This is a genomic window from Pantoea sp. Sc1, assembly GCF_000255315.1.
GTDB classification, from domain to species: Bacteria; Pseudomonadota; Gammaproteobacteria; order Enterobacterales; family Enterobacteriaceae; genus Pantoea; species Pantoea anthophila.
In genome coordinates this window covers 2,098,779-2,118,141 of record NZ_AJFP01000001.1, presented here as the reverse complement: position 1 = coordinate 2,118,141, position 19,363 = coordinate 2,098,779, and the positions used below count along the sequence as shown (strand labels likewise).

The 19,363-nt window shown below is 60.4% G+C and carries 17 protein-coding genes; 5 read left to right on the top strand and 12 right to left on the bottom strand.

The genetic code is table 11. The annotated features are described in order from the left end of the window. Positions 1-68: 68 nt before the first annotated feature. Positions 69-1,892: a glycoside hydrolase family 15 protein gene (locus S7A_RS09780; protein ID WP_009090175.1), complete on the top strand. Its 1,824-nt coding sequence runs from the start codon at positions 69-71 to the stop codon at positions 1,890-1,892. A gap of 17 nt (positions 1,893-1,909) precedes the next feature. Here the strand turns inward: S7A_RS09780 and S7A_RS09775 are convergent, their stop codons facing one another. From S7A_RS09775 to S7A_RS09755, 5 genes are all read right to left on the bottom strand, one after another. Beyond that, the gene (locus S7A_RS09775) at positions 1,910-2,380 is read right to left on the bottom strand and encodes an RES family NAD+ phosphorylase (protein WP_009090174.1); all 471 of its coding nucleotides are present in this window, start codon (positions 2,378-2,380) and stop codon (positions 1,910-1,912) included. Then, on the bottom strand, positions 2,380-2,832 hold the full coding sequence (locus tag S7A_RS09770; protein ID WP_009090172.1) for an antitoxin Xre/MbcA/ParS toxin-binding domain-containing protein: 453 nt from the start codon (positions 2,830-2,832) through the stop codon (positions 2,380-2,382). The genes S7A_RS09775 and S7A_RS09770 overlap by 1 nt, the downstream gene beginning before the upstream one ends. 81 nt (positions 2,833-2,913) lie before the next feature. Continuing rightward, positions 2,914-4,068 carry a class C beta-lactamase gene (gene ampC, locus S7A_RS09765; RefSeq protein WP_009090171.1) on the bottom strand — a complete coding sequence of 385 codons (1,155 nt, stop codon included), beginning with the start codon at positions 4,066-4,068 and terminating at the stop codon, positions 2,914-2,916. Between the two features lie 29 nt (positions 4,069-4,097). Further along, on the bottom strand, positions 4,098-4,343 hold the full coding sequence (locus S7A_RS09760; RefSeq protein WP_009090169.1) for a hypothetical protein: 246 nt from the start codon (positions 4,341-4,343) through the stop codon (positions 4,098-4,100). Between the two features lie 67 nt (positions 4,344-4,410). Next, the gene (locus S7A_RS09755) at positions 4,411-5,592 is read right to left on the bottom strand and encodes a glycosyltransferase family 4 protein (protein ID WP_009090167.1); all 1,182 of its coding nucleotides are present in this window, start codon (positions 5,590-5,592) and stop codon (positions 4,411-4,413) included. A 603-nt stretch (positions 5,593-6,195) separates the two neighbouring features. Here S7A_RS09755 and hpxO point away from each other — a divergent pair. Then, a complete protein-coding gene (gene hpxO / locus S7A_RS09750) occupies positions 6,196-7,353 on the top strand; it encodes an FAD-dependent urate hydroxylase HpxO (protein WP_009090164.1) in 1,158 nt (385 codons plus the stop codon). A gap of 38 nt (positions 7,354-7,391) precedes the next feature. Here the strand turns inward: hpxO and dcp are convergent, their stop codons facing one another. From dcp to guaD, 5 genes are all read right to left on the bottom strand, one after another. Further along, entirely contained in the window at positions 7,392-9,437 is a 2,046-nt protein-coding gene (gene dcp, locus S7A_RS09745) for a peptidyl-dipeptidase Dcp (RefSeq protein WP_009090162.1), read from the bottom strand. Between the two features lie 61 nt (positions 9,438-9,498). Further along, complete coding sequence (gene xdhC, locus S7A_RS09740; RefSeq protein ID WP_009090160.1) at positions 9,499-10,275, bottom strand: xanthine dehydrogenase accessory protein XdhC; 777 nt, start codon at positions 10,273-10,275, stop codon at positions 9,499-9,501. Then, a complete protein-coding gene (gene xdhB / locus S7A_RS09735) occupies positions 10,262-12,628 on the bottom strand; it encodes a xanthine dehydrogenase molybdopterin binding subunit (protein WP_009090158.1) in 2,367 nt (788 codons plus the stop codon). Before xdhB ends, xdhC begins: the two co-directional genes overlap by 14 nt. After that, a complete protein-coding gene (gene xdhA / locus S7A_RS09730; protein WP_009090156.1) occupies positions 12,618-14,060 on the bottom strand; it encodes a xanthine dehydrogenase small subunit in 1,443 nt (480 codons plus the stop codon). The genes xdhB and xdhA overlap by 11 nt, the downstream gene beginning before the upstream one ends. Next, the gene (guaD, locus tag S7A_RS09725) at positions 14,057-15,385 is read right to left on the bottom strand and encodes a guanine deaminase (RefSeq protein WP_009090154.1); all 1,329 of its coding nucleotides are present in this window, start codon (positions 15,383-15,385) and stop codon (positions 14,057-14,059) included. Before guaD ends, xdhA begins: the two co-directional genes overlap by 4 nt. Before the next feature lie 401 nt (positions 15,386-15,786). On the opposite strand from guaD, the gene ydfG reads away from it, so the two are divergent. After that, positions 15,787-16,533 carry a bifunctional NADP-dependent 3-hydroxy acid dehydrogenase/3-hydroxypropionate dehydrogenase YdfG gene (gene ydfG, locus S7A_RS09720; RefSeq protein WP_009090152.1) on the top strand — a complete coding sequence of 249 codons (747 nt, stop codon included), beginning with the start codon at positions 15,787-15,789 and terminating at the stop codon, positions 16,531-16,533. Positions 16,534-16,563: 30 nt separating this feature from the next. Here the strand turns inward: ydfG and S7A_RS09715 are convergent, their stop codons facing one another. Then, a complete protein-coding gene (locus tag S7A_RS09715) occupies positions 16,564-16,890 on the bottom strand; it encodes a YnfA family protein (RefSeq protein ID WP_033736535.1) in 327 nt (108 codons plus the stop codon). Between the two features lie 133 nt (positions 16,891-17,023). Here S7A_RS09715 and S7A_RS09710 point away from each other — a divergent pair, with 133 nt between their 5' ends. Further along, positions 17,024-17,347, top strand: a complete 324-nt coding sequence (locus S7A_RS09710) for a DUF1283 family protein (RefSeq protein WP_009090148.1) — start codon at positions 17,024-17,026, stop codon at positions 17,345-17,347. 45 nt (positions 17,348-17,392) lie between these two features. After that, positions 17,393-17,692, top strand: coding sequence for a DUF1161 domain-containing protein (locus S7A_RS09705; RefSeq protein ID WP_009090146.1), 300 nt, complete (start codon positions 17,393-17,395; stop codon positions 17,690-17,692). 39 nt (positions 17,693-17,731) lie between these two features. Here the strand turns inward: S7A_RS09705 and S7A_RS09700 are convergent, their stop codons facing one another. Next, entirely contained in the window at positions 17,732-19,198 is a 1,467-nt protein-coding gene (locus S7A_RS09700) for an MDR family MFS transporter (RefSeq protein WP_009090145.1), read from the bottom strand. Between the last annotated feature and the right edge of the window lie 165 nt (positions 19,199-19,363).

Here is a 19,363-nt window from a genome sequence, read left to right as displayed (position 1 = left end):
AGCGGCCATTTTTTTGTCCTGCCTCTCTCCCCCTCCGAATCGTTGTGCCTGGTATAAGGAAAAAGAACATGGAAAACCCGGTTTTTCATTCGCCGGTCAGAAAAGAAGGTTTTGCAGGGCTGGGCGACTATGCCGCCATTGGTGAAGGCCGTTCGGTGGCGCTGATTGCGCCGGATGGCTCCATTGACTGGTGGTGTGCGCCCAATCTCGATGCGAAACCGCTGTTTGATCGCCTGCTGGACGCCGGGCTGGGCGGCTACTTTCAGGTCGTCCCGCGCGGCAGCTATCAGGTTACGCGACGCTATCGTGACAACAGCAACGTGCTGGAGACCCGCTTTGACACCGACAGCGGCGCCGTCCTGCTTACCGAATCGATCAACAGCACGCTGGCGGGCCGTCTGCCCTGGTGTGAGCTGGCCCGCCGCATCGAAGGCGTTGAGGGCGAGGTGGAGTTGCAGATCACGCTGCGCTTCGGCACCGCCGCTGAAACCCGTTCCCCCTGGGTGGCCGACAATGAGAAAGGCAAGGTGTTTCACATCGCCGAAACGATGGCGATGTTCCGAACCAGCGACGACATCACCATTACCGAACTGGATGATGAACAGGTCTGCGCCACGCTGCGTACCACCGCCGGTTCCCGCTCGCTCTGCGCCCTGCTGATCACCGAAAAGGAGCCGCTGGCCGTACCGCCGCTGGAGGCTATCGACCAGCGGATTGAAACCAGCCACACCGGCTGGACCAGTTGGGTGGAGAGCCTGAGTTATGACGGCAGCTACCCGGCACTGGTCAGGCGCTCTGCCCTGTCGCTGAAGTTTCTCTGGTACTCCCCGACCGGTGCGCTGGCCGCGGCTGCCACCACGTCGCTGCCTGAGGGCATCGGCGGCGAGAAGAACTATGACTACCGCTACGCCTGGGTGCGGGACGCCTGCCTGATTATCAAAGCCTTTGTCTATCTCGGCGCGCTGGAAGATTGTAAGGCGGCCTTCTCCTGGCTGTCGCAGACCATCATCCGTCACGGCGTCAGGCTGCGCGCCTGCTATACCCTGAATGGCGATGAGGTGCCCGCCGAGCGTTATCCGCCCCTGAGCGGCTATCAGCATTCTCAGCCGGTGCGCATCGGCAACAATGCCCGCGATCAGCTGCAGCTCAGTATGTATGGCGATATGCTCATGACCGCGCAGCGCTTTATTGAAGCGGGTCACGTGCTGGATATCACCACCTCACGCCTGCTGGGCGACCTGGCGAACTGCTGCGCCGACAACTGGCGACAGAAAGATTGCGGCATCTGGGAGCTGCCGGAGCTGCAGCACTATACCCACTCCAAAATGGCCTGCTGGATAGCGCTGGATCGGGCGGTGGCGCTGGCGGAAAGTAAACATATCGAACCGACCTGGCTGGGCCGCTGGCAGCGGGAACGTGACCGCATCCGCGACTGGATTGAGTCGCACTGCTGGTCAGAAACGCAGCAGGCTTACCTCTTCTACGTCGGCAGTGATGCACGCCTGGACGCCTCGCTGGCGCTGGTGCACAGCTATGGCAATGCGGTTAATCCGCAGCGGATGCTCTCCACCTACCACGCTATCCGGCAGAAGCTGGGCGACGGCAGCGCCATGCTCTATCGCTACAGCGGCGTCAGGCAGGAGGAGAGTACCTTTCTCGCCTGCGCCTTCTGGCTGGTGGAAGCCTGGGCGGAAATGGGTGACACGGATCAGGCGGAACAGGCGATGCAGGAGATTCTGGCGACGCTGGACGGTCAGGGTAACGTCGATATCTTTAATGAGATGTATGACGTCCGCAGTCAGAGCTGGCGTGGCAACATGCCGCAGGGACTGAGTCATCTGGCGCTGATCTGCGCGGCACAGGCGATATCGGAATCAAAAGGAGAGGTTTAAGAGAAGCTTAGGGGCGACTATTGCAGCCGGAAGCGCGGGTCGAAGAAAAATGGCTCCACTACCGCTTTCGCAATAATGCCCGCCGCTGCCGGATGACGGGGATTGAACAGCGCATTCCACTCACCGGTCAGCGTGCTGGGCACCTTGAGTATCAGGCCGTTCTCCGGGCTGGCGAGCCACTCATCCCCGATCTGCCGGGTGGCCGCGGGCGCAGGATCGGCCTGCCACTCATCCGGCAGCGCCGTCAGTGCCAGTTCGGTGATCAGGGACTCCGGCACGCTGATCGCGATCATGCTGTAGTCGCGTGACAGATCCTGAATGGTGAGATGCACCAGCGCCTCCAGCACGCAGAGCGCCCGGCTCGACCCCAGGTAGACACAGACCGATCCCACCGAATTCCAGCGCCCGCCATACGTGCGGGCACCAAAACCATCAAAGGCGGTCATCGCATATTCACGCTTCACCAGGCGAAAAAAGGGAACCGCCATCAGGTGATGACACCGTGCTCGAGCTGGCCGATCAGGTTTATCACCGCCTCCGCCCCTGCCACCGTGGTGGTCATCTCCGCCGGTTTTTTTCCGCCCAGCGCTTTGGCGGGCGTTTCCAGCCACTGCACCAGACGCGCCCTGTCGTCGCGGAACAGGTTGCTGGCGGCAGAGAGAACGCGAATCAGCATGTAGATGCGTCCGCTCTGGTCGGGCGAAAAGGTCTGCGCCGGATCTTTCACTTTGCGGTTGTAGGTGGTGCGATCGATGCCCGCCAGACGGCACAGCCACCCCTCGTCGAAGGTGGACAACGACGCGGTGCGTTTCAGCACGCCGCTGCTGAATCCTGTCGCGATACGCTGATGCGCATCCGGCAGGGTTTCCGGCAGGTTAAGGGCATGCAGCAGCGACGCGTGGCGGCGAGGCTGAGCGGGTGTGTAGATGGCGATGGACATAGCAGCCCTCCTGTTCATTTGATTTTTATTTTAGCGCAAATGAACAGAAGGTACCACCGCAAGTCCGGCGCGTATCCGTCCTTATTCTGCTGCGCCCTGCTCCAGCGCCTGCATAATCTGCCACGCCGCCCTGATGCGCAGCGGATTGGGGTAGCTCTTGTTGGCCAGCATCACAACGCCGGTGTTCTTCTCCGGGATAAACGCGATATAGGCACCAAACCCGTTGGTCGAACCGGTTTTATGCACCCAGCTGGCGCGTCGGGAGGGCCCGACCGGTTCCACGCGGGTCACCGGTTGCGGCTTCAGCGCCACGCTATTCTCACTGTCGGCGATCAGCGTGTCAGCACTGACGGGCCAGTCATAGATCTCCCAGCCCAGCCCCTGATAGAAACTGGCGGTTCTGAAATAGCGCGACTGCGCCGTGCGGATGGCATTGCGCAGCACGGCATTGCCGGCAGAGAGGCCGTTTGGATCGCTGTTGGCCTGCATGAAGGTGAGCATGTCGCGAGCGGTCGATTTAACCCCATAGGCTTCGGCATCCAGCATGCCGGGGGAAACACGCACCGGCTGGCCATTTTTGTAGCCCCAGGCGTAGTTAATCATCATCGACGGCGGCACGGTAATAAAGGTGCGTGTCAGGCGCAGCGGCTGAAACAGCGATTTCACCATCGCCGCCTCAAAGTCCCCCTTCACCATCAGCGCGCCGAAGAGACCGATACTGGCGTTGGAGTACTGGCGAACCGTACCGGGTGCCGCCTGCGGTTGCCACTCCTGATAGAAGCGAAGCAGCGACGCCTGATCGGTGACCGCCTCCGGCAGTTGCAGCGGCAGCCCGCCCGCCGTGTAGGTCGCCAGATGCAGCATCCTGACCGGACGCCACTGCGCCCCTGTCAGCTGCGGCCAGACCTTCTGCACCGGCTCGTTCAGGCGGAGTTCACCGTTGCGGATCAGAATCCCCGCCAGGGTGCCGGTGAAGGTTTTACTCACCGAGCCCAGCTCAAAAAGCGTGTTTTCTGTGACCCGGCGGCCCGAATCGGTGTCGGCCACGCCCGCATTCACAAACTGCGTCCGGCCTTTATAGAGCACCGCCACCGACATACCGGGGATCGCCTGCTGCTCCATCAGCGGTTCAATCGCGGCTTTAACCAGAGAAGTGACCTGCTGTGAAGAGAGATCGGCGGCGACACAGCGGACAGAAAGCGAAAGCAGAACAAAACAAAACAGAGACTTTTTCATTAGCAACGAAGAGGGTTCACCGGGTCAGATTATTTACACTGGTCAGCACATGCCTGCACGCAGATCTGCGCCTGCGTACTGCAGGCACCGCTGTCGCGGGTATTACAGTGGGAGCGTTCGACATAGCAGTTGGACTGACAGGCCGCCAGATCGCAGCGGGCCGCCGCAGGGGTCAGCTGAACCAGGGGGGCGCGGGCCGGAAAAGGCGAAGCGGGCTGAGCGAAAGCGCTGCTGCCCAGTAATCCGGACAGCAGCAGCGTGATGATGCGTTTCATAAGAGTTCTCCTGTAGGACGCTGCCCCTAGTATGGCCAGTCTGGCGGGCAGCGTCAGGGAAATCTTATCAAATTGAGACCACAGGCGGGTGTTGGGTGGCATTTATTACGCCACGGGTGTAGATATCGTTCAGTCTGGCGATGTAACGCTGGGTATCATGCTGCTCTTTGATGCGCAGGATCGCCGCCTCGCCTTTCTCCTGCAGCCGTTCCGGCTGCTCAACGATCTCCAGCAGCGTCGCTTTCAGCCCCTCCACCAGCGACCGGCGCAGCTGCGATTTCTGCTCCGGCGTGGTAATGCTGTATTCGCGATCGGCGTTCAGCGGACTGGCGATGACCCAGCCCGCGCTGGCAGGATTGATCTCCGGCAGGGCCCGCACATTGCTGGTGATCACCGGACAGCCGTTAGCCTGCATCTCCAGCACGGAAAAACCATAGGTCTCCTGCCAGGTCGGCAACAGGCCGACGTCGCTCTCGCGGAACAGCTGCATCAGTTCACGGTTATCCATCCGCGCCTGATGCGTGAAACAGCGGTAACGCGCGATGCGGCTCTCGATGCCGCGATAAAAGGCGTCATCATCCTGAAACTGGCGATGGGCGACGTTGTGACGTTTGGTGAGTTCACCGATCAACTGCACGTCCAGCTGCGACTCCTCCAGGCGGCGCTCTTCAATCAGCTCACTGATCGCCAGCACCACTTCCGCTCCGCCTTTGCGATAAAACTCATTACCGGCAAAGACCAGCTTCAGCACACCCGGCTGGCGTGGCGCCTTATGCTGCACAAACAGCGTCTGGGGCGGATGCAGCACCAGCGTTTTCCGCCGGATTTTCTGCGCCTCATCCGGGCTGAACAGCTTCATCTGAATATTCAGCGTCGCGTCGGAGATGGCAATCAATCCGAGGCAGTTCTCTTTTAACAGATGAGGAATTAAGCGCTTCAGCTCCGGGTTATCCCGCTTGGCGACGCCAGGCACCGGCAGCACGCGCGGCAGCTCGGTTTCAAACGAGGCGACCCACTTCTGGTGGGTGATCGCAACTTCATTGAACAGATGGAGGATGTCAGCCCGTGAAGCGCCGGAAAACGGCACCGGCTGAAAGACGAAGGTTTTATTTTTCTTAAGCAGGCGGGTCCGGAGGGGATTAATAAAATAGAACAGATTGCCTTTTTTCAGATTGATATATTCGTTTGCCGGATTCACTAAAATATTACGCTGCTCCGGATATTGATTATTCGTAATTCCAATTTTCATGCACGCTCTCCAGAGTCCTTGTATACGGCATCATCTATAGCATGCAGCTGCGGCTGTTTCGTCTGAGCAATATCCTAAAAAGGCCCGCGTGGCGCGGCCTCTCCGCTTTTTCTAATGATTGCTTTCGGTGATAAAGCAGGCATGAAAGCGATCTTTTCTCAGTTTCGTAACACCTGTGTTTTTTTGTGTCAGGCTAACCCCTTGTTGAATATCCCGCTATTTGTTCGGGCAATAAACGGACCATTTGTTATGTGAATGTTTAATTATTTGTGAAAATTAATATCGCCTGAAATGACGCATATAGTTTAAAACTTTTAAACAAACGAAACAGAACGCGGACGGTTCCCCCTACGCGCTGATGATTACGCCAGGTGGTCAGCCCACGGCCGATGAAACAAATGATACAGCGCACCCGCGACTGCACCACGCTGACCCGCTGCTTTGCCACATCATGGTGCAGTTGCGGGTGTCAGGCCCTGCGCCATAAACGCCCTTTCCTCCCACTAAGCCAATGAATTAAAACTCAAATATCAACCCGCACCCTGAATGCGCCGGTCTGGTACAAAAGTTGCAGCAACCACTCTATGCAGACAGGAGAGCATTATGAAAGCAATCGTGATTGGTGGCGGGATTGGCGGTATGAGCAGCGCCATTGCGCTGGAAAAAGCCGGAATAAAAGTCGAGGTGTTTGAAGCCGTGCAGGAGATGAAGCCGGTCGGCGCAGCGATCTCTATCTGGCCTAATGGCGTAAAGTGCCTGAATGCGCTGGGCATGAAAGCGCCACTGCGCGCACTGGGCGGCAACATGGCCTATATGGCCTATCACGACGGAGCAACCGGCGCGCCCCTGACCCGCTTCAGTATGGCCCCGCTGGTGCAGCAGGTCGGCGAATATCCCTGCCCGGTGGCGCGTGCTGAGCTGCAGGCGATGCTGATTGATACCTTTGGCCGTGAACGGGTGCAGTTTGGCAAGCGGGTCATCCAGGTCGAAGAGACCGCAGAGGGCGTCATTGCCACCTTCACCGATAACAGTCAGGCGCGGGGCGACTTTCTGATTGCCGCCGACGGCACCCATTCGGTGGTGCGCGAGTATGTGCTGGAGCAGAAGCTGGAGCGTCGCTATGCCGGTTACGTTAACTGGAACGGACTGGTGACCATCGATGAACGCATCGCGCCTGCCAATCAGTGGACGACGTTTGTCGGTGATGGCAAGCGGGTATCGCTGATGCCGGTCAGTGGCAACCGGTTCTACTTCTTCTTTGATGTGCCGCTGCCGAAAGGATTGCCGCAGGATCGCAGCACGGTGAAAGCCGATTTAACCGGCTATTTCCAGGGCTGGGCTGAGCCGGTTCAGCAGCTGATCGCGGCCATCAATCCTGAGACCACCAACCGGGTTGAGATCCATGACATCGAGCCGTTCAGCCGTTTTGTAAAGGGCCGCGTCGCCCTGCTCGGCGATGCGGCGCACAGTACCACCCCCGATATCGGTCAGGGCGGCTGCGCGGCGATGGAAGATGCGGTGGTACTGGCCGCGACGCTGGCGTCTCACTCACTGGGGATCGAAGATGCGCTGCTGCGCTATCAGGCGCGACGGGTGGAACGGGTCAAAGATCTGGTGCTGAAAGCCCGTAAACGCTGCGAGGTGACCCACGCGCACGACCCGGCGATCACCGCGGCGTGGTATCAGTCACTGAAAAGCGAAACCGGCGAGCGGGTGCTGGCCGGTATGTGTGAAACCATCGAAGGTGGCCCGCTGGGCTGAGATCCTGAACCGGGCTGTCAGTGAGACAGCCCGTCACCTTACTCCTCCGCCAGACCGCGATTTTTCAGCATCGGCTCCAGCTGAGGCGCGGCGCCCCGCCAGCTTTCATACAGCGTTTTCAGATCGCTGCTGTTGCCCCGCGACAGAATTTTCTGCCGGAAGATCTCGCCGTTTTCCCGCGTCAGCCCGCCATGCTCCACAAACCACTGATAGCCATCGTCCGCCAGCATCTGCGTCCAGATATAGGCGTAATACCCGGCAGCATAGCCGCCGCCCCAGATGTGCTGGAAATAGCTGGAGCGATAGCGCGGGGGCACCGCCGCCAGCGCCAGGTTGTCGCTCTGCAGCGACTGCTGCTCAAATCCCGCCACGCTTTGCGGTGCGTTGTCCGGCGTCAGGCCGTGCCAGTGCTGATCCAGCAGGGCGGCAGCCAGCAGCTCGCTCATCTCATAGCCTTTGTTGAACTGAGCGGCGCGGACGATCTTCTCATGCAGCGCATCCGGCATCGCCTCCCCGGTCTGATAGTGACGGGCGTAGTGACGGAACAGCGACGGCTCGCTGGCCCAGTGCTCGTTAATCTGCGACGGGAATTCGACGAAATCGCGCGGGGTTTCGGTGCCAGAGAGCCCCGGATAGCGCTGCGTGGCAAACAGGCCGTGCAGCGTATGACCAAATTCGTGGAACATCGTGATCACGTCATCCCAGCTCAGCAGCGCCGGCTCACCGGCAGGCGGTTTCGTGTAGTTGCAGACGTTGTAGATCACCGGTTTGCTGTCGAGCAGCGTCGACTGATTTACAAAATTACTCATCCAGGCGCCGCCGCCTTTGCTGTCGCGTTTAAAGAAATCGGTGTAGAAGAGCGCCAGCGGCGTCTCATCAGCATCGAAAATCTCATAGACCTGCACATCCGGGTGATAGACCGGCAGATCCTGACGCGGCGTAAAACGGATGCCATAGAGCCGTGTTGCAGCCTCAAAGACGCCATTGTGCAGCACCGCGTTCAGCTCGAAATAGGGTTTGATCTGGCTCTCATCCAGATCGTAACGGGCACGGCGCACCTGTTCGGCATAAAAACGCCAGTCCCAGGCCTGCAGGAGAAAATCGCCCTGCTGCTGATCGATCGTCTGCTGAATCGCGGCGGCTTCCCGTTCCGCACGGGCGCGCGCGGCAGGCACGATGTTGCGCATAAAGGCCAGCGCCGCCTCAGGGGTTTTTGCCATCTGATCCTGCAGCTTCCAGGCGGCATAGCTGGTAAAGCCCAGCAGCCGGGCCTGCTCCGCCCTGACCTGCGCCAGCCGTAACACCAGCTCGCGGGTATCGTTGTCATCCCCTTTTTCCGTGCGCGTCACGCCCGCCTGAAACAGCGCTTCACGGGTCGCCCGTTCGGAAAGACTCTGCAGCGCCGGTTGCTGCGTGGTGTTCTGCAGCACCAGCAGCCAGCTGTCTTCCAGCCCGCGCGCCCGCGCTTCCGCCTGCGCCACCGCGAGGTCGGCCGGCGAGAGCCCCGCCAGCTGCTGCGCATCCCGGACCACCAGACCGCCCGCCTGCGTCGCCGCCAGCAGTTTATTGGTGAAGCGGGTGCTGAGACGCGCCGCCTCCTGATTCAGCGTTTTGAGCTGCAGTTTCTGCGCCTCCGGCAGGTTAGCTCCCGCCAGCTGAAAGCGCTGCCAGACCACCTCGACCAGCCGCTTTGATTCGCTGTCCAGGCTGGCGCGCTGCAGATAGACAGCGTCAAGCCGGGAAAAGAGCGGCCGGTTGAGCATGATGTCATCGTTAAGTGCGGTGAGCTGCGGCGCAATCTCCTCATCCACCTGCTGCAGCAAAGGGCTGGTATGCGCGGAGGTCATGGCGCTGAACACCAGATTGACCCGGTTGAGCAGTTGTCCACTCTTCTCCAGCGCCTCATAGGTGTTGGAAAAGGTGGGAGCCTCGCTGTTATGGGCAATCGCATCGATCTCCCGGCGCTTTTCCGCAATGCCCGCCTCAAGTGCGGGCAGGAAGTCCTGCTCTTGGATCTGATCAAAAGGGGGCGCCTGATAAGGCAGTGTGCTGACGCTGAAGAAGGGATTCTGACGGGCGTTCATGGTTCGCTCCTGATGGGCATCGCAAAGGCCTATCCTGACAGGTTGCGGCTGAGGCGACAACTCAGGCGATGCGCTGCTGATAGACGCTGATTATTTCACCTGCAATCGCCACGGCGATTTCGGCGGGCAGCTTGCCTTTGACGTCAGGCAGACCGATCGGACAGCGCAGCCGCGCCAGCGGTTCCGTGCCAACGCCACGGCCAGCGAGCCGGTAGCGAAAACGCTGGTTTTTCGTTTCTGAACCGATCACCCCGGCATAGGCAAAGTCGTTGCGTTTCAGCACCGCTTCGCACAGCGCAAAATCGAGCGGATGGTGGTGGGTCATGATAATGAAGTAGCTCCCGGCGGGAGCCTCCGCCACGCACTCGATCGGCTCCTCAGGCTGCCGCGTCACCACACCGGCAGGCACGTGGCCGAACTGACCGGGACGACTGTCGATCCAGTTGATGTGACAGGGTAACGTAGAGAGCAGGTTCACCAGCGCCTGGCCGACATGCCCGGCGCCGAACAGATAGATTTCCGGCTGCGCCTGCAGCAGAGGCTCAAACAACAGTGTGGTTTTGCCGCCGCAGCACTGGCCCAGTCGTGCGCCCAGGCTGTACTCCTCGGTGTGGGGCGCGCCTGCCCCGCTCTGCAGCATCGCCCTGGCCTGGGCGATGCACTGAAACTCCAGATGACCGCCGCCAATGGTGAGGAAGCTCTCCTGCTGCGTCACCACCATTTTGCTGCCGCTGTCACGCGGCACCGAACCGTGCTCGCTGAGCACGGTGACCAGGACGCAGCTCTGCCGCTTCTCCCGCAGCTGATGCAGGACGCCTATCCAGTCATGGTAAATCATGTTCTGCTCCTGCCAGACGCTGCACGCCCCAGAAGATCCGCTCCGGCGTGGCAGGGGCATCCAGATGAGGGTGCTGCCGGTAGTCGGCGACGCTGGCAACCGCATCCTGCAGCGCACACCAGGCGGCAATGCCCAGCATAAACGGCGGCTCACCCACGGCCTTGGAGTGGAACACCGTATCCTTTGGATTCCTGCGGTTCTCCACCAGCGTGACCCTGAGATCGGCCGGCACATCACTGATGGCCGGAATTTTGTAGCTCGCCGGTCCATCGGTCAGCAGCTGACCTTTGTCGTTCCAGACCAGCTCTTCACAGGTGAGCCAGCCCACGCCCTGCACAAATCCCCCTTCCACCTGACCGATATCGATGGCCGGATTCAGCGAGGCCCCGACATCATGCAGGATGTCGGCACGCAGCAGGCGCGATTCGCCGGTTAAGGTGTCGATCACCACCTCGCAGCAGGCGGCACCGTAGGCGAAGTAGTAGAACGGCTTGCCGCGCCCCGCCAGCCGGTCGTAATGAATCCCCGGCACGCGGTAGTAGCCGGTGGCGGAGAGCGGCACCTGATTCAGCCATGCCAGCTTTGCCACCTCGGCGAAGGTGTAATGCTTCTCGCCGGCGCGCACCACGCCGTTGCGGAAACTCACCGCGCTGGCATCACACTCATGCAGCCTGCAGAGCATCTCCGTCATTCTGTCACGCAGGATCTCGGCGGCATTCTGCGCCGCTTTGCCGTTGAGATCCGCGCCGCTGGAGGCCGCGGTTGGCGAGGTGTTAGGCACTTTACCGGTGTCGGTGGCGGTGATCTGGATCTTATCGACTTCAATCTGCAGCACCTCGGCGACAATCTGGATCACTTTGGTGTTCAGTCCCTGGCCCATCTCGGTGCCGCCGTGATTTAGCTGCACCGTGCCGTCGGTGTAAATCAGGATCAGGGCACCTGCCTGATTGAGAAAGCTGGAGGTAAAGGAGATGCCGAATTTCACCGGCGTCAGCGCCAGTCCGCGCTTCAGCAGCGGGCTGCGGGCGTTGAAGGCGCTGATCTCCGCCCGGCGCGCCTGATAGTCGCTGCTGGCCTCCAGCTGCGCCGTGATCTCATCCAGCAGATTATCCTCTACCTGCTGGTGGTAATGAGTGATGTTGCGCTCCTGCTTGCCATAGTAGTTACGCTTGCGCAGTTCCAGCGGGTCCAGCCCGCGTTCCCGCGCGATGTGATCCATAATCTGCTCGATGGCCACCATTCCCTGCGGCCCGCCAAACCCGCGATAGGCGGTGTTAGAGGCGGTATTGGTGCGGCAGCGATAGCCGGTGATCCGCGCATCGCCAAGGTAATAGGCGTTATCGGCATGAAACATAGCACGATCGACAATCGATCCGCTGAGATCCAGTGAATAACCGCAGTTTCCCGCCAGATCGATTTTGATACCGCACAGCCGGCCATCCTCCTCCACGCCCGCCTCATAACGCACAAAGAAGGGGTGACGTTTGCCGGTGACACGCATGTCGTCGCGACGGGAGAGTCGCATCTTCGCCGCCCGCCCGGTCTGACGGGCGACAATGGCGCAGAGGCAGGCCACACCGGCCGCCTGCGTCTCTTTGCCGCCAAAGCCGCCGCCCATACGCCGCATATCAATGGTCACCTGATTCAGGCTGATGCCCATCACCTCTGCCACCAGCTTCTGCACTTCGGTGGGGTTCTGCGTTGAGGAGAAGACCTGCAGCTGGTGATCTTCGCCGGGGATCACCATCGCCGTCTGGGTTTCCAGGTAAAAATGCTCCTGTCCGCCGATGTGAAACGCGCCGCTGACCCGATGCGGCGCGCGTGCCAGTGCCGCTTCCACATCACCGCGCTGATGCACGTGCGGTTCCTGAACGAAACTGCGCTGCGCCAGCGCCTGCTCCACATCCAGCAGCGGTTCCAGCACCTCATAGTCAATCACTGCGGCGGCGGCACCGAGACGGGCCGCCTCCGGCGACTCCGCCGCGACGGCGAGGACGATCTGCCCCAGATAGTCGACTTTGTCATGCGCCAGCAGCGGGTCGCCCGGCTCCAGCGGCCCGACATCATTGATACCGGGAACGTCCTGCCAGGTTAACACGCTGACCACGCCCGGCACGGCGTAGCAGGGCTGCACGTCAATGCGCACAATCCGCGCATGCGCATGCTCGCTCAGGCGCGGACAGAGATGCAGCAGACCCGGCAGCTCCGGCTTGTCGTCGATGAAGCGCGCTTCCCCGGAGACATGTTTTTCTGCGCTTTCATGGCGGTTACTGCGGCCCACGCCGCTCTGCAGATCGGCGGCATACTGCGCCTTGATTACCGCTTCGTTGAGTTCAGGACGGTTATGAGACATAGCGGGTCACCTCGGTACAGGTTATTTCGCCGTTATAGCGATGAAGAAAGCGGCGCAGCAGGTTACGCGCCACCTGCAGCCGATAGGCGCTGCTGGCACGAAAATCGGAGAGCGGCTGGAAATCGTCGGCCAGTGCGGCCGCTGCACGTGACACCGTCACGGCATTGAGGGGCTGACCGATCAACGCCTGTTCACAGTGGTGCGCCCGCTGCGGCGTGGCCGCCATGCCGCCAAAGGCGACGCGGGCGTCGGTCACGATGCCCTGTTCGGTGTGCAGGTTAAAGGCGGCAAAGACCGCTGAGATATCGTCATCCAGCCGTTTGGAGACTTTCCAGGCGACAAAGTCAGGTGACACCGTCACCTTATCGATACGAATCGCGCGGATAAACTCGCTTTTTTCCAGCCGGGTCTGCCGGTAGCCGGTAAAAAAGTCGTTCAGCGGCAGGCAGCGCTGCTGCTCGCCGCGTTGCAGTATCAGGCTGGCGTTCAGCGCCAGCAGCATGGGCGACGCGTCTCCGATTGGAGAGGCGTTGCCGATATTACCGCCCAGCGTGCCCTGCAGACGGATTTGCAGGGAGGCAAAGCGTTGCAGCATCTCGCTTACGCCAGGGATGCGGCTGGCCAGAAAATCGCTGACCTGTTGCAGCGACGCGCCTGCACCCAGCAGATAATGGTCATCAAATTCACTGCAGACCTTGAGCGCGGCAACCTGCTCCAGGGCGATGAGCAGCGGCAGCCTTTTATGCTGCTGGGTGATCTGCAGGCTGAGATCGGTGCCTCCGGCAATCAGTACCGCTTCGGGATGCGCCAGATAGATCTCCGCCAGCTGCGCCGGGGTTTTGGGCAGGAAGCAGCGCCGCCCCGCTGCGCCCGTCTCCTGCATCTCCGGGGTCGCCAGCGCTTCAAGACGCTGCACGGTACTCGCGGCGCTGTGATCAAACTGATCCGTCACCGGCTGCGAACAGAGCTGCTCGGCGGCCGCCATGATGGGCCGGTAGCCGGTGCAGCGGCAGAGATTACCCGCCAGCGCGGTTTCCGCCTGATGACGATCCCAGCCCGTGGCATTTTTTTGCAGCGTGAACAGCGACATCACAAAGCCCGGCGTGCAGAAGCCGCACTGCGAGCCGTGGCAGTCAACCATCGCCTGCTGCGCCGGATGCAGCGCCCGCCCGTGACGTAAATCTTCAACCGTGATCAGCTGTTTACCCTGCAGCGTGGAGACCAGGGTCAGGCAGCTGTTGACCGTTTCATACTGCATCCTGCCATCCACCGCTTTGCCCAGGGTGACGCTGCAGGCGCCACAGTCGCCTGAGGCGCAGCCCTCTTTGGTGCCGGGCCGCTGCTGGCGGGTTCGCAGATAGTTAAGGATAGTGAGATTGGGGTCGAGCGCGGTTTCGCTGACCAGCTGGTTATTGAGCAGAAACTGGATCATGCGGCTTGCTCCTGTGCGTCACGCTGCCAGACCGGGCGACCGGCCACCCAGGTCTGGGCAATATTGCGGTCGTCGCCCAGCGTCATTAAGACAAAAAGTTTTTCCCAGATATCTTTGCTGTTGCCGATACGCAGCTGCTGCAGGGCAGAAACCGCCGGATCGAGCACCACAAAATCCGCCTCTTTGCCGGTGTTGAAATTCCCGATGGCGTGGTCGAGATCGAGTGCCCGCGCCCCGCCCAGCGTCGCGTGATAAAAGGCTTCGGCGGCGCTGAGCCGGTAGTGCTGCAACTGGCCCACCTTATAGGCTTCGCCCAGGGTCTGCAGCATGTTAAAGGTGGTGCCCGCGCCGACATCGGTGCCCACCCCCACCTTTACGCCCTGCTGCCAGCTGCGTTTCAGATTAAACAGGCCGCTGCCGAGGAACAGGTTAGAGGTGGGACAGAAGGCAATTGAGGAGTCGGTGTCGTGCAGACACTGCCACTCCTTCTCTTCCAGATGCAGGCAGTGGGCAAACACGCTGCGGCGGCCGGTGAGCTGATGATGGTGGTACACATCCAGATAGCCATCGCGTTCCGGAAAGAGTGCTTTAACCCAGGCCACCTCCTGCGGGTTTTCGCTGAGATGAGTGTGCAGCCAGGTGTCGGGAAACTCCTGACGCAGCTGCTGCACTTTTTCCAGCAGCTGCGGGGAGGAGGTCGGGGCAAAACGCGGCGTCAGCGCATAGCTCAGCCGGCCACGCTGATGCCAGCGTTCAATCAGTGCCCGGGTCTGCTGATAGCTCTGTTCCGGGGTTTCCATAAGGTTGTCGGGCGCATTGCGATCCATCATCACTTTCCCGGCAATCAGCCGCATGTTCAGCGCTTCGGCGGCGCTGAACAGCGCCTCGACCGACTGCGGGTGCACGGTACCAAAGACCAGCGCGCTGGTGGTGCCATTGGAGAGCAGCTGATGCAGGAAAAAGGCGGACATCCGGGCGGCATGATCCGGGCAGTGATACTGCGCCTCCACCGGGAACGTGTAGTGATTCAGCCACTCCAGCAGCTGTTCGCCAAAGGCGCCGATCATCTCCGTCTGCGGATAGTGTATGTGGGTGTCCACAAAGCCCGGCACGATCAGCCGGCCGCGCAGGTCAGTGACCGGCAGACCCGCCAGCTTCGCCTCAGCCGTTTCCCAGCTCTCCAGACCGGCCACACGTCCGTCACGCAGCAGCAACACGCCATCCTCCAGATAGCGGGCCTGCGTCGCCAGATCGTCGGGATGATCCACCACGCCGGTGAAGTCAAAGAAGCTGGCGCGTATCGCCGTGTCGGTTGCTGGGTGCATGCTGTTTCCTTTCTGAAAGCGCGATTAGGTGGTGCAGTTAACTCTCTGTTTAACTCTTTGCAACCTGCGTGCCAGATTTACTCTGCTTTAAAATCTATATATATCAAATTCTTAGATAAACTCGCGCCTGTTGCGCAACAAAAAAGCCTGTGAAAAGCATAGCAACCGTTTGCTTTCATGTCGCAATCGGTTGCTAAGCTAAATTGCCGATTCTGGCGGCGTGTCTGACGCACAGGCTGGCTGCTGCCCTGCCCCTTAACGGTGCAGTGCGCCCCGAAAAGGCGCAGGGCGTTGCCCGTAAAAAGGGGTTTCCCCCCCTGCCCGTTTTTCTGCGCGCAGAAGCCGAAATGGCATGCTATGGTGAAGCCATCGACGTTGAAAATGGCATAAGGAACAGTGAGATGATTATTTTTGTCACCGGTGCGACGGCCGGTTTTGGTGAAAGTATTACCCGCCGCTTTATCAAAAACGGGCACAAAGTGATCGCCAGCGGACGCCGCGCCGAACGCTTAAAAGCGCTGAAAGATGAGCTGGGTGAGAATCTCTACACCGTCCAGCTGGACGTGCGGAACCGCGCCGCGATTGAAGAGGCTGTGGCGCAGTTACCGGCGGCGTGGCGCGCTATCGATATCCTGGTGAACAATGCCGGTCTGGCGCTGGGCATAGAGCCCGCGCACAAAGCCAGTGTGGAAGACTGGGAAAACATGATCGATACCAACACGAAAGGCCTGGTCTATATGACCCGCGCCCTGCTGCCGCAGATGGTCGAGCGTAACGTGGGCCATATCATCAATATCGGCTCGATTGCCGGTAGCTGGCCCTATGCCGGCGGCAACGTCTATGGGGCCACAAAGGCATTTGTGCGGCAGTTCAGCCTGAACCTGCGCACCGATCTGCATGGCACCGCGCTGCGCGTGACCGATATCGAACCGGGGCTGGTGGGCGGCACCGAGTTCTCTAACGTCCGCTTTAAGGGTGATGATGACAAAGCCGGTCAGGTCTATGAGGGTGCCACCGCCCTGACCCCGGAAGATGTCACGGAAGCGGTTTACTGGGTGGCCACACTGCCAGCGCACGTCAATATCAATACGCTGGAGATGATGCCGGTCAGCCAGACGCTGGCGGGCCTGAAGGTGCACAAGCCTTAATCCTCTGTGCGCCAGCTCTCCCGGCTGGCGCTAGCCACGTCCCCAGCCCAGAACGATAATCAGCATGCCGCTGAACGCGATCAGTGCGCCACTCCAGTCCCAGACGCTCAGCTTCACGCCATCCACCACCCGCAGCCAGAGCAGCGCGGTGAGCACATAGACGCCCCCATACGCGGCATAAACCCGGCCGCTGGCGGCTGGATGCAGGGTCAGCAGCCAGACAAACAGCGCCAGGCTGGCCGCCGCCGGCAGTAACAGCCAGACCGGGCCGCCTTTTTTCAGCCATAACCACGGCAGAAAGCAGCCCGTGATCTCCGCCAGGGCGGTGATAAAAAACAGCAAGGCGGTTTTAATCAGCACCCTTACCTCTCCTGAACTTAAACAAACCACGCACCACTGGTGAGCAAAGAAACGGCGATGATATACTACCCGGACCCGCTGCAACAGCCGTCCCGGATGGCGATGTTGGCGATAACGAAAGGATAGTCTGATGAAAAAAATGATCCCTGCTCTGCTTCTGGTTCTGCTGTCTGGTACCGCCTTCACGGCGGGTGCGACCACCAACCACCTGATCATCGAAGATGGCAGTTCTGCGCTGAGTAACGAAGCGGCTCGCCAGAATAAAGAGCAATGGAATGACACGCGGATGCTGCGCAACAAGGTGAACAGCCGCGTAGAAAAAGAGTTTGATAAAACCGACCGCGCGTTCGACACCCGCGACAAGTGCGAGCAGAGCCTCAATCTGAACGCCTACTGGGAGCCCAACACTCTGCGCTGTCTGGACCGCCGCTCAGGCCGCCCGGTCACTCCCTGAATTTGCGCTATAGTAATGACGGACGACTAACATAAGGAAGACGTGATGAAGCTACAGAGGGTTTTGTTCACCGCAGCGTTGTTCTCGCTGCCGCTGATGGCGCAGGCTTCCTGCGAATCGGTAAAAGCCGACATCAGTCAGAAAATTGTTCAGAACGGCGTGCCTGAATCGGGCTTCACTCTCGACATCGTCGCCAACGATCAGGTCGATCAGGCGGGCGGTCAGGTGGTCGGGCATTGTGAAAACGACAGCCAGAAGATTGTCTACAAGCGCACCGGCCGGGATGACGAGGCCAGCGTGCCCGCCAGTGCCGGCAGTTCTCAGGACGCGCCTGCGCAGCAATAAACCTGTGTTAATCAGGGCGACGGTCTGTCGCCCTGCCGTTTACTCCGTCTGTTCCGGCCGCTGACGCGGCATCATCCACGCCACACCCAGCGCAAACAGCGCAATCACCAGCGCCACCACAAACACCCAGTGCAGTGAGGCCGCAATCGCCTGCACCATCTGCTGCAGCGCATGTGGCGTCAGCTGCTGACGGCTGGGTTCAGACATAATCTGCTGCACCGGATCGGCCACCTGCGGCAGCCGCCACTGCAGATTGAGATTGAGCACTGCCCCCATGATCGCCGTGCCCACCGCCGAACCGATCATCCTGCTGAACATCACCGAGGCGGTACAGATACCGCGAATCTGATAGTCCGCCTCGTTTTGCACGGAGACCAGAAACGTGGTGCTGGTCATCCCCATGCCGGTGCCAATCAGGAAGGCGGTAAAGCCCGCCTGATAGAGTGAGCTCGCGGGCTGCAGCAGCAGCAGTAAGGCGCTGCCGCTGACCAGCAGCAGCGCGCCGAGCTGGGCAGTAAAGCGATAGGAGGTCAGCAGCATCAGCCTGCCGCTCAGGGTGCTGGCCAGCGGCCAGCCAATCGACATCATCGCCAGCGCGCTGCCCGCCTGTAACGGCGTGCCGCCGCGGATCCCCTGAATCCAGGTCGGCAGAAACGCACTGATCCCCATCATGGCCGCGCCGATAATCAGGTTGCCCGCATTACCGGCAATGATCAGCCGGCTGCGCCAGATCACCAGCGGAAACAGCGGTGCCGCGGCCCGCTGCTCGTGGCGTTTCAGCTGCCAGCCTGCCAGCAGTGAACAGAGCAGAAAAGGGATCAGCCAGTATCCGAGCAGCTCCGCCTGCAACAGCGCCACCAGCAGCGCGGAGACGCAGAGCATCAGCCAGCCGCTGCCCGCGAGGTTGAGGGGAGCCGATTTCTCCTCCTGCTGATGCGCCGGTAACCAGCGCGCCAGCATCAGCATGCTGATCAGGCCAATCGGCAGATTGACCCAGAAAATCACGGACCAGCTGAAGTGCTGCACCAGCCAGGCTCCGGTCAGCGGCCCGACGATGGCCGCCACTCCCCAGACGCTGGAGAGCCAGCCCTGAACGCTGGCGCGCTCGCGCGGCGAATAGATGTCCGCCACGATGGTGGAGCTGATCGGCATGATGGCCCCCGCCCCCAGCCCCTGAAACGCCCGGAACAGGATCAGCCAGGTCATGGAGTGGGCGAAGCCACACAGCACCGATCCGATCAGGAAAAGGGAGGTGCCGGTAAAAAACATGGTTTTACGCCCCACCTTATCCGCCAGCCGGCCATAGAGCGGCACGCTGACCGCCTGCGTCAGCAGATAGATGGAGAAGACCCAGCCAAACTGCGAAAAACCGCCGAGGTCGGCAATGATGGTGGGCATGGCGGTGGCCACGATGGTGACTTCGATAGCCGCCATAAACATCGCCAGCATGCAGGCAATCAGTATCCAGTGGCGGTGTCCGGTCCGGAGTTGTGCGCTTTCAGTCATAGGGTTCCTTTTTTATCAGCAAGGCTAGCTGAAAATCAGCCCGTGCAGTTTCCTGAACGTGCGCATTTCCTGCACCATCTGTGACGGTGTCACTAAAAGTCGATGAATTTTTTTTATTGACGCATCAGCCCAGTGGCTACGCGGCCTTAACACCATTTTAACCAG

What these genes read in the sequence shown, in the direction of transcription:
- S7A_RS09780 (WP_009090175.1), top strand. Translation starts at nt 69, where the DNA reads ATGGAAAACCCGGTTTTTCATTCGCCGGTCAGAAAAGAAGGTTTTGCA.
- S7A_RS09775 (WP_009090174.1), bottom strand. Translation starts at nt 2,380, where the DNA reads ATGGCGGTTCCCTTTTTTCGCCTGGTGAAGCGTGAATATGCGATGACC.
- S7A_RS09770 (WP_009090172.1), bottom strand. Translation starts at nt 2,832, where the DNA reads ATGTCCATCGCCATCTACACACCCGCTCAGCCTCGCCGCCACGCGTCG.
- ampC (WP_009090171.1), bottom strand. Translation starts at nt 4,068, where the DNA reads ATGAAAAAGTCTCTGTTTTGTTTTGTTCTGCTTTCGCTTTCTGTCCGC.
- S7A_RS09760 (WP_009090169.1), bottom strand. Translation starts at nt 4,343, where the DNA reads ATGAAACGCATCATCACGCTGCTGCTGTCCGGATTACTGGGCAGCAGC.
- S7A_RS09755 (WP_009090167.1), bottom strand. Translation starts at nt 5,592, where the DNA reads ATGAAAATTGGAATTACGAATAATCAATATCCGGAGCAGCGTAATATT.
- hpxO (WP_009090164.1), top strand. Translation starts at nt 6,196, where the DNA reads ATGAAAGCAATCGTGATTGGTGGCGGGATTGGCGGTATGAGCAGCGCC.
- dcp (WP_009090162.1), bottom strand. Translation starts at nt 9,437, where the DNA reads ATGAACGCCCGTCAGAATCCCTTCTTCAGCGTCAGCACACTGCCTTAT.
- xdhC (WP_009090160.1), bottom strand. Translation starts at nt 10,275, where the DNA reads ATGATTTACCATGACTGGATAGGCGTCCTGCATCAGCTGCGGGAGAAG.
- xdhB (WP_009090158.1), bottom strand. Translation starts at nt 12,628, where the DNA reads ATGTCTCATAACCGTCCTGAACTCAACGAAGCGGTAATCAAGGCGCAG.
- xdhA (WP_009090156.1), bottom strand. Translation starts at nt 14,060, where the DNA reads ATGATCCAGTTTCTGCTCAATAACCAGCTGGTCAGCGAAACCGCGCTC.
- guaD (WP_009090154.1), bottom strand. Translation starts at nt 15,385, where the DNA reads ATGCACCCAGCAACCGACACGGCGATACGCGCCAGCTTCTTTGACTTC.
- ydfG (WP_009090152.1), top strand. Translation starts at nt 15,787, where the DNA reads ATGATTATTTTTGTCACCGGTGCGACGGCCGGTTTTGGTGAAAGTATT.
- S7A_RS09710 (WP_009090148.1), top strand. Translation starts at nt 17,024, where the DNA reads ATGAAAAAAATGATCCCTGCTCTGCTTCTGGTTCTGCTGTCTGGTACC.
- S7A_RS09705 (WP_009090146.1), top strand. Translation starts at nt 17,393, where the DNA reads ATGAAGCTACAGAGGGTTTTGTTCACCGCAGCGTTGTTCTCGCTGCCG.
- S7A_RS09700 (WP_009090145.1), bottom strand. Translation starts at nt 19,198, where the DNA reads ATGACTGAAAGCGCACAACTCCGGACCGGACACCGCCACTGGATACTG.